A 12,805-nucleotide genomic window follows, 5' to 3' on the forward strand; every position below is an offset into this window, starting at 1 on the left:
CGCCCCGGGATATGAATCCCAGGCGCACCCCAAATTGTGGCGTGCCGCGCCGGCCTTGAGCCAGCGCGCGCGCTTGTCGTTCATTCATGCCCATTAAACAAAAGGGTTGGCGGAGCACTCCTCTCATGAAAACGCTGTTTTTGCAGGCCCCGTCCTATGACGGCTTCGACGGTGGCGCAGGCTCGCGCTATCAGGCGAAGCGCGAGATCCGCTCGTTCTGGTATCCGACCTGGCTCGCCCAGCCCGCTGCCCTCGTGCCGGACAGCCGCGTGCTCGACGCGCCCGCCGACGGCATCGGCGTCGAAGAAACGCTGAAGATCGCGATGGACTACGACCTCGTGATCATTCACACGAGCACGCCGTCGTTCCCGACCGACGCGCTCTTCGCAGAAGACCTCAAAAAGCGCAAGCCGTCGCTGCTGGTCGGCATGGTGGGCGCGAAGGTGATGGTCGATCCGCACAACTCGCTCACGGCCACCGAGGCGATCGATTTCGTCTGCCGCGAGGAATTCGACTTCACCTGCAAGGAAATCGCCGAAGGCAAGCCGTTCGCCGAGATCAAGGGCTTGAGCTGGCGCGCAAAGGACGGCTCGATCGAGCACAACGAAGCGCGTCCGATCCTCGAGAACATGGACGAGCTGCCGTTCGTGGCGCCGGTCTACAAGCGCGATCTGAAGATCGACAACTACTTCATCGGCTACCTGAACTACCCGTACGTTTCGATCTACACGGGTCGCGGCTGCAAGTCGCGCTGCACGTTCTGCCTGTGGCCGCAGACGGTGAGCGGCCACCGCTACCGCACGCGCTCGGTCGAGAACGTGCTCGCGGAAGCGAAGTGGATCCGCGACAACATGCCGGAAGTGAAAGAGCTCATGTTCGACGACGACACCTTCACCGACGACCTGCCGCGCGCCGAAGCCATCGCTATCGGCCTTGGCAAGCTCGGCATGACGTGGTCGTGCAACGCCAAGGCGAACGTGCCGTACAAGACGCTCAAGGTCATGAAGGAGAATGGCCTGCGCCTGCTGCTCGTGGGCTTCGAAAGCGGCGACGACCAGATCCTCGTGAACATCAAGAAGGGCGTGCGCACTGATTTCGCGCGCCGCTTCAGCGCGGACTGCAAGAAGCTCGGCATCAAGATCCATGGCACCTTTATTCTCGGCCTGCCGGGCGAGACGCCGGAGACCATCAAGAAGACCATCGAGTACGCGAAGGAAATCAATCCGCACACGATCCAGGTTTCGCTCGCGGCGCCTTATCCGGGCACGACGCTCTACAAGCAGGCCGTCGAGAACGGCTGGATGGAAGAGAACAAGACCATCAATCTCGTGAGCAAGGAAGGCGTGCAGCTTGCGGCGATCGGCTATCCGCATCTGTCGCGCGACGAGATCTATCACCATCTCGAGCAGTTCTATCGCGAGTTCTATTTCCGTCCGTCGAAGATCTGGGAAATCGTGCGTGAGATGCTCACGAGCTGGGACATGATGAAGCGCCGCCTGCGCGAGGGCGTGGAGTTCTTCCGCTTCCTGCGCGCCCACGAGGCATGATGGATGCGCCGCCGCGCGCGGATGGCGTTGCGCGCATCGCCGCCGATGCTGTGAACGCGGGACAAGGCGGCAGCGGCGGGCGCGCGCTGATTTTCACTGCCGACGACTTCGGCCTGCACGAGCGGGTCAACGCGGCGGTCGAGCGCGCGCATCGCGACGGCGTACTCAACGCCGCGAGCCTGATGGTCGCCGCGCCCGCCGCCGCCGATGCGGTGGCGCGCGCGCGGCAACTGCCGAACCTGCGCGTGGGCCTGCACCTCGTGCTCGCCGACGGCGCGGCCATGCTGCCGCGCGCGCGGATTCCCGCGCTAGTCGACGCGCAAGGCCGCTTCGGCGACAACATGGTGCTCGACGGCTTTCGCTTCTTTTTCCTGCCGCACGTGCGCGCCCAGCTGGCACTGGAGATTCGCGCTCAATTCGAGGCGTTCGCGGCGACCGGGCTCGCGCTCGATCACGTGAACACGCACAAACACTTCCATCTGCATCCCACGGTGCTCTCGCTGATCCTCTCGATCGGCCGCGAGTACGGCTTGCGCGCGATGCGCCTGCCGCTGGAAGCGGGCGCGCCGTTTGCGCTCAAGCCCTGGCTCGTGCTCGTGCGCGCGCGTCTCGCGCGTGTGGGCGTGGCGCATAACGATTACGTCGTGGGCATGGCGAACACGGGCGCGATGGACGAGGCGGTGCTGCTCGACGCGCTCGCGCATCTGCCGGCGCAGGGCGTGGGCGAGATCTATTGCCATCCGGCCGAGGCGCCCGCCGCGGGCGAGGGGCCGATCACGCCGTCGATGCGTACGTATCGGCACGCCGACGAACTCGACGCGCTGATCTCGCCGCGCGTGGCCGAAGCGCTGAAGCGCGCGGGCGTGCGCCATGGCGGCTTCACCGACGTGTTTTTCGACCGGGTAGCGGTGAAGCCCTCTGCATCGGGCGGTGCACCCGCGCTGGCAAGCAAGACTCAGGAGACACAGGCATCGTCATGAAGTGGCTTCAATGGCTGGGCCTGCCGGTCGGGATCGCGATTCTGATCGGGCTGGCTGTGCACGATGGCGCGCGCGACGTGGTGCGCGTGATTGGCGCGGCGGGTCCGGTGCTCCTCTGGCTCGTGCCGTTCCACGCGCTGCCGCTGTTGCTCGATGCGCATGCGTGGCGCCTCCTGCTCGACAAGCGCGCGCCGCTCGGTTTCCTCTGGTGGGTCGCGACCGTGCGCGAGGCCGTCAACCGCCTCTTGCCCGTGGTGGGCGTGGGCGGGGAGATCGTCGGTGTGCGGCTCGCGCGCTGGAAGCTGCGCGCTGACGACGATGGCGACGATGGCGACGATGGCCGCGACATGAGCCGGGTCACGGCCTCGGTGATCGTCGAGGTGTTCGTGACGATTGCCGTGCAATACGCGTTCTCGGCGCTCGGCGTCGTGCTGATCGTGGCGGCCACGGGCGATGGCGGATCGCTGCGCACCATCGTCACGATTGCGCTCGCGCTGCTCCTCACCGCGCCGTTGCCCGTGCTCGCGGTCTTCCTGCTGCGTCGCGGCGGGGTGTTTCATGCGATCGAGCGCTGGGCCGCGCGCCTGCTGGGCGCGAACAATCCGCTCATGATGGGCATCGACGGCAAGCAGCTCGACGCCGACCTCGACCAGCTCATGTCGCGCACCGGCCTCATGTTCCGCGCGTTCTTCTGGCAGCTCGGCGGCTACATGCTCGGCGCGTTCGAGACATGGTGGGCGCTCACGCTGCTCGGCCATCCGGTCACGGTGGGCGAGGCGCTCGCCATCGAGGCCATCACCCAGGCCGTGCGCCACGCGGCCTTCATGGTGCCGGCGGGCCTCGGCGTGCAGGAAGTCGCCGTAGTGCTGCTCGCGCAGTTGTTCGGCGTGAGCCCGGACGTGGCGCTCTCGCTCGCGCTCGTCAAGCGCATGCGCGAGATGGTGTTTGGCGTGCTCGCGCTGCTGTCCTGGCAGGCCGCCGAGATCGTGCGCACGCGCCGCTCGCTGCGCGACAGCAAGCGCGCCGCCGCTGCCGCGAGCGAGGCGCTGCCTGCCGCGGCCGGCGCTCGCGTGCGGGCGTCCCAGGCGTTGCATGAGCCGCATTCGAACTCGAAGGCCCGCCACGACCAGCCGCATTGACGGTACATTGTGGGTTGTAAGCGCATGCTGAGCCGACGGCCAGCTCCGCCCTCACATGCGCGGCAAGCGCTGCTTCCGTTATGCCCAGCATGCCGTCCATTTTTTCATCCGCACGCTCGCGCGCGGTGGCATGCGCCGCCCTGGCGGCGCTCACGCTCACGGGCTGCGACGACCGCCAGATCGACACCATGCTCGACGCCCTCCGGCAGACGTTCAAGACCTTCTTCGATTCGGTGAAGCCCGACGTGCTGCTGCTCAAGGGCATGACGCCCGGCGTCTCGACGCTCGATCAGGTGCGCGAGCAGATGGGCAAGCCCGAGACTGAGCGCGTGTTCGAAGACGGCTCGCGGCGGCTCGAATATCCGCGCGGCCCGGCGGGGCTCAAGACCTATATGGCCGACATCGGCCCGGATGGACGGCTCGTGGCGATCACCCAGGTGCTCACCGCCGAGAATTTCGCGAAGGTGCGCCTCGGTATGAGCCAGGACGAGGTCCGGCGCTTGCTTGGCAAGCCGGGGGAGGTGGCTGCATATTGGCTCAAGAAGGAGACGGTGTGGAGCTGGAAGTGGCTCGAAGGCGGCGTTACGCAGGAAGCGTACTTCAACGTGCACTTCGGGCCCGACGGACGGGTCTCGACGACCTCGCGCTCCGATGTGATCCGGGGGCGTTGACGGTCGTTGGACATGAATGAGGGCGAGCAGGCGCCGGAATCGGAATCAGAAAGCGGACACAGGACATTGAATCTACTCGGCAAAGTGTTGAAGAAGGCGAAGCAGGTGAGGCAAACCGGTAGACGCGGGAGGCGCGCATGATGATGCAACGTCGGCGTCCGCCGCGCGTGGGGCTCGTGCTGGGTGGCGGGGCGGCGCGCGGCTGGGCCCATATTGGCGCGATACGCGCGCTCGAGGAGGCGGGCATCAAACCCGACGTGGTGTGCGGCACCTCCATCGGCGCACTCGTGGGCGCCGTCTACGCGAACGGCGATCTGGACTGGCTCGAAGAGTGGGTCGGCAAGCTCACCTGGCAGACGGTCGTGCGTCTGCTCGACTTGCGCTTTTCCGGCGGGCTGCTGGGCGGACGCAAGGTGATTGACCTGTTCGCGAAGCAGTTCAACGGGCGCACGATCGACGACCTGGCGCTGCCGTTCGCGGCGGTGGCCACCGAGCTCGACACGGGCCGCGAGGTCTGGCTGCGCGATGGCGGCGTGGTGGACGCGGTGCGTGCCTCGATTGCGATTCCGGGCCTCTTCACGCCGATCTGGCACGACGGTGTATGGCTCGTGGACGGCGGGCTCAGCAACCCGGTGCCGGTCTCGGCGGCGCGCGCGATGCGCGCCGACACGGTGATCGCCGTCGACCTCAATCACGACATTCTCAATGGCCGCGACCTGGGCGGCGCAATCGATACCGTGCCGCGCGAAACGCCGGCCGGGGGGGCGTTGCCGGAGAGCACAGCGGAGCCGGAGTTGCCGCTCGATATGCCTGCCGATGAACAAGTCGGCTCGCTGCACGATGCGCCTCCCGGCGCGCACCGCGCGGAACCCCCGTTGCTGCTGCGCCGCAATGGCAGGCCGTTTCCGAACTGGCTGCAGCCTTCGGGGCCGGGCACGCTGGGCGGCCCCGACGTGCGCGTCGCGCCGCGACCCAGTGCGCGCGTGCCGTCCTTGCTGAGTTCAATCGCACAGAGCATCGACATCATGCAGGTGCGCATCACGCGCAGCCGCCTGGCGGGCGAGCCCGCCGACGTGCTGATCCAGCCGCGTCTGGGCGGCATGGGGATTTTCGACTTTCATCGCGCCGGGCCGGCGATCGCGGAGGGGCGCGCGGCCGTGCAATACATGCTGCCCGCCATCAAGGCGCAGTTGGGGATGGAGTAGCGCCGCGGCGCCTCGCGGCATCCCGGCGTTCCGTCGCCCGGCGCGCGCCGGACGAGGCGTCATCGCTTCTATCGAAAAAGCGACCCGAAACTTGTGAAAACGCCACGCCTGACCGGCAGGTGTTTTTTCGGCTTACAAAATCATCGCGCCCTTGACGGCGCGGGCCCAAACGCCGGCCAGACGGGTAAAGCGCCGTATGTTGCGATGCAGCATTGCAGGCGCGCGCGTTTGAGCATTCCATTTTGCGCTGCGACCATCCGCGCACACCTTCAAAACGACGCCCGCGGCAAACCCCCGGAGCGTCGATAACGACTTTCACGGAGACGCGCGTGATGCTCTACGGCTTTGGCCCGGTGCTGCTCGCCGGTACGATCAAAACGATCGAACTTTCGCTGCTCTCGCTTGGCGTGGCCGTGCTGCTCGGTCTCGCGGGCGCGGCGGCTAAGCTGTCGTTCAACCGGCCGCTCGCGGCCTGCGCGACGGCCTATACCACGCTGATTCGCTCGGTGCCCGATCTGGTGCTGATGCTGCTGCTTTTCTACAGCATCCAGATCGGCGTGAACGAGGTCACCGATGCGCTCGGCATGGCGCAGATCGACATCGACCCGTTCGTGGCCGGCGTGCTCACGCTCGGCTTCATCTACGGCGCGTACTTTACCGAGACCTTCCGCGGCGCGTTTCTCGCCGTGCCGCGCGGCCAGCTCGAAGCGGGCCATGCTTATGGCATGAGCGGCGTGCGCGTGTTCGCGCGCATCCTGTTTCCGCAGATGATGCGTTTCGCGCTGCCCGGCATCGGCAACAACTGGCAGGTGCTCGTGAAGGCGACCGCACTGGTTTCGATCATCGGTCTCGCCGATGTCGTGAAGGCCGCGCAGGACGCGGGCCGCAGTACCTTCAACCTGTTCTTCTTCCTCGTGATTGCGGCGCTCATCTACCTCGCGATCACCACCATTTCGAACTTCGCGCTGATCTGGCTCGAACGCCGCTATTCGGCGGGCGTGCGCCACGCGCAACTGTAAGCCGGGGAGCCCCAAGCGATGAACGAAATCATTCAACAATTCGGCCGCGCATTCCTCTACTGGGACGGCGAGCACGTTTCGGGCCTCGCCATGACGGCGTGGCTGCTCGTGATCTCGGTGGCGTTCGGCTTTGTCTGCGCGGTGCCGCTCGCGGTCGCGCGCGTGTCGAGCCGGCGCTGGATCTCGCTGCCGGTGCGCTTCTACACCTACGTGTTTCGCGGCACGCCGCTCTATGTGCAGCTGCTGCTGATCTACACGGGCGTGTACAGCCTTGCCTTCGTGCGCGCCGAGCCGCTCTTCGACGCGTTTTTCCGCAGCGGCCTGAATTGCGCGATCCTCGCGTTCGCGCTCAATACCTGCGCCTATACGACCGAGATTTTCGCGGGCGCGATTCGCGCGACCTCGCACGGCGAAGTGGAGGCGGCGCGCGCCTACGGCATGAGCCCGTTCACGATGTACTGGCGCGTCGTGCTGCCTTCGGCGCTGCGCCGCGCGCTGCCGCTATACAGCAACGAAGTGATCCTGATGCTGCATGCAACGACGGTCGCGTTCACGGCAACCGTGCCCGACATCCTCAAGGTCGCGCGCGACGCCAACTCGGCCACTTACCGCTCGTTCGAGTCGTTCGGGCTCGCGGCGCTGATCTACTGTGCGGTATCGTTCATGCTGGTGGCTGCGTTCCGCCGCGCAGAGAAGCGCTGGCTCGGCCACCTTGCCGTGCGTACGCGATAATTTTTGGGAGACCACCTTGGTTCAGACGATGCAAACGACCTCGCGCGCGCCGCAAAACCCATCGGCAGCGGATAGCAAGCTGATTGCCCGCGACATCCACAAGCGCTACGGCGACAACGAAGTGCTCAAGGGCGTCTCGCTCGACGCGAAGAAGGGCGACGTGATCAGCATCATCGGCGCGAGCGGCTCGGGCAAGAGCACGTTCCTGCGCTGCATTAATTTCCTCGAGAAGCCGAACGCGGGCGAGATCGTGGTGGACGGCGAAACCGTGCGCACGAAAGCGGGCCGCAACGGCGACCTCGACGTGGCCGATCACAAGCAGCTCCAGCGCATCCGCACCAAGCTCGCGATGGTGTTCCAGCACTTCAATCTCTGGTCGCACATGAACGTGATCGAGAACGTGATCGAAGCCCCCATCCACGTGCTCGGCGTGCCGCGCAAGGAAGCCGAGGAGCGTGCGCGTGCCTATCTGGAGAAGGTCGGCCTCGCGCCGCGCGTGGAAAAGCAATATCCCTCGCATCTTTCGGGCGGCCAGCAGCAGCGCGTGGCGATTGCGCGCGCGCTCGCGATGAACCCCGACGTCATGCTGTTCGACGAGCCCACGTCCGCGCTCGACCCCGAGCTCGTGGGCGAAGTGCTCAAGGTGATGCAGAAGCTCGCCGAGGAAGGCCGCACAATGATCGTCGTCACGCACGAGATGGGATTCGCGCGCAACGTCTCCAATCATGTGATGTTTCTGCACCAGGGCCGCACCGAGGAAGAAGGCGCGCCCACCGACGTGCTCGGCAACCCGAGGAGCGAGCGCCTGCGCCAGTTCCTCTCGGGCAGCCTCAAGTAGGGCGCCAGGACGTGTCGCAAGCGGCGTCCCGCACGACCCAGGTCGCGATCGTCGCGTTGCCGCCGGTCTCGATGTCGAGTGTCGGCCCAATCGTCGACGCCCTGAACCTCGCCAACGAAATCGACGGCCGCGCGCTCTACCGCTGGCAGATGTGCTCGTGGAACGGCCGGCCCGTGCCGCTCTCGGGCGGCGCGCAATGGCCCGCCGACTGCGCGTTCGGCGACGCCGTAGCGTGCGACTGGCTCATCGTCGTGACCGAGCGCTTTCAGCAGTTCGCCGACTATCGCCTGTTTCTCGCGAGCCTCGCGCGCGTGGGGCAGCGCACGCCGCTCGTCACCGGCATCCACCACGGCATCTGGTGGCTCGCGATGGCGGGCCAGTTGCAGGGCTATCGCGTGGCGGTGAACTGGGAGACCTATCAGCAGTTCTCCGAGCAGTTCGAGCGCACAATCGTCACGCAGCACATCTATGAAATCGACCGCGACCGCGCGACCTGCTCGGGCGGCCAGGCGACGCTCGATTTCATGCTCGCGATGATCGGCCGCGAGCACGGCCCCGAACTCGTGGACCGCATTGCCGACGCGCTCGGCGCAAGCACGCTCAGAAGCGGCGACGAGCGCCAGCGCATTCCGTTCGTGACCGCGCCTGGCGAGCGCCATCCGCGCCTGAACGATGCCCTCATGCTGATGGAGGCGAACATCGAGGATCCGCTCACGACCGACGAGATCGCCGGCCACGTGGGCGTGTCGCGTCGTCAGCTGGAGCGCCTGTTCCGGCAGTACCTCAATGCGATGCCGTCGAAGTACTACCTGGGCCTGCGCCTCGCGAAGGCGCGCTCGCAGTTGCAGCGCACCAGCAAGTCAGTGGTGCAGATCAGCCTGGCTTGCGGGTTTTCGTCGGCCGCGCATTTTTCCAATGCCTATCGCGAGCGCTTCGGCGTGACGCCGCGCGAGGATCGCCGCAACTGGATCGAGCGCCAGCACGGCGGCGCGGCCGGGGCGGCGGCGCTGGAGCCGCGCGCGGGCGCGCTCGTGGAGCCGCCGGAGCGCAACTGATTTCATCTGATCGCGCCTGACCGGCCGTACCTGATTGCACTTGATCCCGCTCGCATTCGGGCGACGACGAAAAAACACGTCGCGGTTACGCAAGACGATTGCGGCGTGGTTGCCTACACTGTTTTTGCTAATGCTGAAAAGGGCGTTGCGCTGCAACAGACGCACGCCGCCCCAGCCTGAAACCAATTTGAGCCCAAGAGGATTCGCCATGAACGACCAGACCGTGAGCCGCAAGACCTTCGACGAAGTGATGGTGCCGTGCTTTTCGCCCGCGCCGTTCGTCCCCGACCGTGGCGAAGGCTCGCGCGTCTGGGACACCGAAGGCCGCGACTATGTCGACTTCGCGTGCGGCATCGCCGTGACGTCGCTCGGCCACGCCAATCCCGAACTGCTGCGCGTGCTGCACCAGCAGGGCGGCAAGCTCTGGCACATCGGCAACGGCTACACCAACGAGCCGGTGCTGCGCCTCGCGAAGAAGCTCGAAGCCCTCACGTTCGCCGATCGCGCGTTCTTCGCGAACTCGGGCGCCGAGGCCAATGAAGCCGCGCTCAAGCTCGCGCGCCGCGTGGCGTTCGACCGTCATGGCGAGCAGAAGACCGAGATCATTTCGTTCACGCAGTCGTTCCATGGCCGCACCTTCTTCACGGTGAGCGTGGGCGGCCAGCCCAAGTATTCGGAGGGCTTCGGCCCAGTGCCGCAGGGCATCGTGCATCTGCCGTACAACGATATCGAAGCCGCGAAGCGCGCGATTGGTGCGCAAACCTGCGCCGTGATCGTCGAGCCGGTGCAGGGCGAGGGCGGCGTGATTCCCGCCGATCCGGCCTTCCTGCAAGCGCTGCGCGAAGCGTGCGACGCGCACAATGCGCTGCTGATTTTCGACGAAGTGCAAACGGGCGTGGGCCGCACCGGCACCTTCTACGCGTACCAGGATACCGGCGTGACGCCGGACATCCTCACCACGGCCAAGGCGCTCGGCAACGGCTTCCCGATTGGCGCGATGCTCACGACCGAAGCCATCGCGGCGCACTTCAAGGTGGGCGTGCACGGCACGACCTACGGCGGCAATCCGCTCGGCGCGGCGATCGCGGACAAGGTGGTCGAGCTCGTGAGCGACCCGGCGCTGCTCGCCGGCGTGCGCGCGCGCGGCGAAGCGATTCGCGCGAAGCTCGCGCACCTGAACGAACGCTTCGACATGTTCAAGGAAGTGCGCGGCAAGGGTCTCCTGATCGGCGCCGAATTGAACGCGCGCTTCGCGGGCCGTGCGAAGGACTTCAACGCGGCGGCGGCGAACCGCGGCGTGATGATGCTGATCGCCGGCCCCGAAGTGCTGCGTTTCGCGCCGTCGCTCATCATTCCCGAGGCGGACCTGAACGAGGGCTTCGCACGCCTCGAGAAGGCTTTCGAAGATGTGATCGGCACGCGCTGAACGCCGGCCGCGCCCCATTGACCACAGGACCGACGATGCTATTCGTTCGCCCCGCAAGGCTCTCCGATCTCGATGCGATCGCCCACATGGCCCGCACCGCGCAGCCCGTGCTGCACTCGCTGCCGCACGACCGCGCGGCGCTGGAAGCGCGCATCGCGCTGTCCGAGGATTCGTTTCGCGCCCAGGTGGATTTTCCCGGCGAGGAGTTCTATCTCTTCGTGCTCGAAGATTCAGCCACGGGCAAGCTCGTCGGCACCTCCAGCATCGTGGCGGCGGCGGGCTATTCGGAGCCGTTCTACGCGTTTCGCAACGACGCGCTGATTCACGCCTCGCGCGAGCTGCACGTGAATCGCAAGATTCATGCGCTCACCATGTCGCACGAGCTCACGGGCAAGAGCCGGCTCGCGGGCTTCTATATCGAGCCCGCGCTGCGTGGCGATGCGGCCGCGCATCTGATGTCGCGCGCACGCATGATGTACATCGCGATGAACCGCCGCCGCTTCACGCCCGAGGTTTTCTCGCTGCTGCTCGGCGTAACGGACGACGCGGGCGTCTCGCCGTTCTGGGAAGCCGTGGGGCGCAAGTTCTTCGGACGCGATTTCAAGGACATCGAAATGGTTTCGGGCGGCCGCAGCCGCACCTTCATCGCCGAAGTGATGCCCGCGTACCCGCTTTATGTGCCGCTGTTGCCCGAGGCCGCGCAGCGCGTGCTGGGCGAGCCGGACCCGAGCGCCTTGCTCGCCTACGAGATCCATCTGGAAGAGGGCTTCGAGACGGACCGCTATGTCGATATCTTCGATGCGGGCCCGGTGATGACCGCGCAGGTGGACCGCACGTCGTCGGTCGAGGGCAACGAGACGCGCACGGTGCGCGAGAGCGCCGGCGCGGCACAGGGCGCGAAGTATCTGGTCGCGAGCCAGCATGGCGGCGAGTTCCGCTGCGTGCTGGCGACGCTGCCTGAGGTGGCGGAAGCAGCGGGGCGCGCGGGTCATGTCGCACACGCGCCGGCAGCCGCGCCGCTCGACGCGGCCACGCGCGCGGCGCTCAACGTGCAGGACGGCGAGGCGGTGCGCTGCGCGCCGCTCTATCGCCACAGCGAAGACGACTCGATGGAACAACCGACTGGAGAAGCGCAATGATCGTGGTACGCGTCGTGCAGACGGGCGATGTGGACGCGCTCGTCGCGCTTGCCCAGGAAACCGGCCCCGGCCTCACCACCTTCAAGCCCGACCGCGAGGCGCTCGCGGCACGCATCGAGCGCACGCGCCGCACGCTGGCTGGCGAGGCGGCGCAGAGCGAGGCGGGCTACTTCTTCGTGATGGAAGACACTGCGACCGGCGACGTGGCCGGCGTGTGCGGGATCGAAACCGCGGTGGGCCTGCAGCAGCCGTTCTACAACTATCGTGTGAGCACGGTCGTGCACGCGAGCCAGGACCTTGGCATCTGGACGCGCATGCGCGCGCTCAACATCTCGCACGACCTCACGGGCTATGCCGAGGTGTGCTCGCTTTTCCTCTCGCCGCGTTATCGCACGGGCGGTATGGGCGGCTTGCTCTCGCGCTCGCGCTTCATGTTCATCGCGCAGTTCCGCGAGCGCTTTCCGGAGCGTCTGTGCGCCGAGTTGCGCGGCCACTTCGACGCGGATGGCACTTCGCCGTTCTGGCGCGCGGTCGGTTCGCACTTCTATCAAATCGACTTCAATGCCGCCGACTACCTGAGTTCGCATGGCCGCAAGGCATTTCTCGCCGAGCTGATGCCGCGCTTTCCGGTGTATGTCGAGCTGCTGCCCGAAGATGCGCAGGCCTGCGTGGGCCTCACGCACGCGGACACGGTGCCGGCGCGCCGCATGCTCGAAGCCGAAGGACTGCGCTACGAGAATCACGTCGATATCTTCGATGCGGGTCCCGTGCTCGAATGCCATACCGCCGACTTGCGCACGGTGCGCGAGAGCGTGGTGGTGCCGGTGCATATTGGTGGCACCGCGGGCGCGGCGCAGGCGGAGGAGGGCGTGCGCTCGCTCGTGTCGAACACGTCGCTGACCGACTTCCGCGTGGGCTTCGCTCCGGGTGTCGTGCGCGACGGCGCGTTCACGCTGAGCGCCGAGGAAGCGGCGGCGCTGAACGTCGCGCAAGGCGATCCGGTGCGCGTGCTGGGTGCGGCGCACAAGCCGAAACAAGGTTAAGGGCGGGGCTT

The 12,805-nt window shown here is 66.6% G+C and carries 12 protein-coding genes; all 12 read left to right on the top strand.

Going from position 1 to position 12,805, the window contains the following annotated elements; translation table 11 throughout:
• Positions 1–125 precede the first annotated feature (125 nt).
• The 12 genes from hpnJ (at position 126) to astA (ending at position 12,794) form a co-directional block, all read left to right on the top strand.
• Positions 126–1,547, top strand: a complete 1,422-nt coding sequence (hpnJ, locus tag NH14_RS22500; protein ID WP_035525823.1) for a hopanoid biosynthesis associated radical SAM protein HpnJ — start codon at positions 126–128, stop codon at positions 1,545–1,547.
• On the top strand, positions 1,547–2,527 hold the full coding sequence (gene hpnK / locus NH14_RS22505; RefSeq protein WP_084225372.1) for a hopanoid biosynthesis-associated protein HpnK: 981 nt from the start codon (positions 1,547–1,549) through the stop codon (positions 2,525–2,527). The genes hpnJ and hpnK overlap by 1 nt, the downstream gene beginning before the upstream one ends.
• Positions 2,524–3,666, top strand: coding sequence for a lysylphosphatidylglycerol synthase domain-containing protein (locus tag NH14_RS22510; protein ID WP_052148015.1), 1,143 nt, complete (start codon positions 2,524–2,526; stop codon positions 3,664–3,666). The genes hpnK and NH14_RS22510 overlap by 4 nt, the downstream gene beginning before the upstream one ends.
• Before the next feature lie 89 nt (positions 3,667–3,755).
• Positions 3,756–4,337 carry a hypothetical protein gene (locus NH14_RS22515; RefSeq protein WP_407947175.1) on the top strand — a complete coding sequence of 194 codons (582 nt, stop codon included), beginning with the start codon at positions 3,756–3,758 and terminating at the stop codon, positions 4,335–4,337.
• Between the two features lie 140 nt (positions 4,338–4,477).
• The gene (locus tag NH14_RS22520) at positions 4,478–5,542 is read left to right on the top strand and encodes a patatin-like phospholipase family protein (protein ID WP_035526315.1); all 1,065 of its coding nucleotides are present in this window, start codon (positions 4,478–4,480) and stop codon (positions 5,540–5,542) included.
• A 329-nt stretch (positions 5,543–5,871) separates the two neighbouring features.
• Positions 5,872–6,561: an ABC transporter permease gene (locus NH14_RS22525; RefSeq protein ID WP_176329283.1), complete on the top strand. Its 690-nt coding sequence runs from the start codon at positions 5,872–5,874 to the stop codon at positions 6,559–6,561.
• 18 nt (positions 6,562–6,579) lie between these two features.
• Positions 6,580–7,293, top strand: a complete 714-nt coding sequence (locus tag NH14_RS22530; protein WP_035525833.1) for an ABC transporter permease — start codon at positions 6,580–6,582, stop codon at positions 7,291–7,293.
• Positions 7,294–7,321: 28 nt separating this feature from the next.
• Positions 7,322–8,131: an ABC transporter ATP-binding protein gene (locus tag NH14_RS22535; RefSeq protein ID WP_035525836.1), complete on the top strand. Its 810-nt coding sequence runs from the start codon at positions 7,322–7,324 to the stop codon at positions 8,129–8,131.
• A gap of 71 nt (positions 8,132–8,202) precedes the next feature.
• Positions 8,203–9,186, top strand: coding sequence for a GlxA family transcriptional regulator (locus tag NH14_RS22540; RefSeq protein ID WP_084225394.1), 984 nt, complete (start codon positions 8,203–8,205; stop codon positions 9,184–9,186).
• Positions 9,187–9,394: 208 nt separating this feature from the next.
• Positions 9,395–10,612: an aspartate aminotransferase family protein gene (locus tag NH14_RS22545; RefSeq protein ID WP_035525841.1), complete on the top strand. Its 1,218-nt coding sequence runs from the start codon at positions 9,395–9,397 to the stop codon at positions 10,610–10,612.
• Positions 10,613–10,647: 35 nt separating this feature from the next.
• Positions 10,648–11,751, top strand: a complete 1,104-nt coding sequence (gene aruF / locus NH14_RS22550) for an arginine/ornithine succinyltransferase subunit alpha (protein WP_035525844.1) — start codon at positions 10,648–10,650, stop codon at positions 11,749–11,751.
• Positions 11,748–12,794, top strand: a complete 1,047-nt coding sequence (astA, locus tag NH14_RS22555) for an arginine N-succinyltransferase (protein WP_035525846.1) — start codon at positions 11,748–11,750, stop codon at positions 12,792–12,794. Before aruF ends, astA begins: the two co-directional genes overlap by 4 nt.
• Positions 12,795–12,805: the final 11 nt, after the last annotated feature.

Source organism: Paraburkholderia sacchari (assembly GCF_000785435.2).
In the GTDB taxonomy this organism is placed as follows: domain Bacteria; phylum Pseudomonadota; class Gammaproteobacteria; order Burkholderiales; family Burkholderiaceae; genus Paraburkholderia; species Paraburkholderia sacchari.

Coding starts and splice junctions, on each gene's coding strand:
- hpnK (WP_084225372.1), top strand. CDS start 1,547: ATGGATGCGCCGCCGCGCGCGGATGGCGTTGCGCGCATCGCCGCCGAT.
- hpnJ (WP_035525823.1), top strand. CDS start 126: ATGAAAACGCTGTTTTTGCAGGCCCCGTCCTATGACGGCTTCGACGGT.
- NH14_RS22520 (WP_035526315.1), top strand. CDS start 4,478: ATGATGCAACGTCGGCGTCCGCCGCGCGTGGGGCTCGTGCTGGGTGGC.
- NH14_RS22515 (WP_407947175.1), top strand. CDS start 3,756: ATGCCGTCCATTTTTTCATCCGCACGCTCGCGCGCGGTGGCATGCGCC.
- NH14_RS22510 (WP_052148015.1), top strand. CDS start 2,524: ATGAAGTGGCTTCAATGGCTGGGCCTGCCGGTCGGGATCGCGATTCTG.
- aruF (WP_035525844.1), top strand. CDS start 10,648: ATGCTATTCGTTCGCCCCGCAAGGCTCTCCGATCTCGATGCGATCGCC.
- NH14_RS22540 (WP_084225394.1), top strand. CDS start 8,203: ATGTCGAGTGTCGGCCCAATCGTCGACGCCCTGAACCTCGCCAACGAA.
- NH14_RS22545 (WP_035525841.1), top strand. CDS start 9,395: ATGAACGACCAGACCGTGAGCCGCAAGACCTTCGACGAAGTGATGGTG.
- NH14_RS22535 (WP_035525836.1), top strand. CDS start 7,322: ATGCAAACGACCTCGCGCGCGCCGCAAAACCCATCGGCAGCGGATAGC.
- NH14_RS22530 (WP_035525833.1), top strand. CDS start 6,580: ATGAACGAAATCATTCAACAATTCGGCCGCGCATTCCTCTACTGGGAC.
- astA (WP_035525846.1), top strand. CDS start 11,748: ATGATCGTGGTACGCGTCGTGCAGACGGGCGATGTGGACGCGCTCGTC.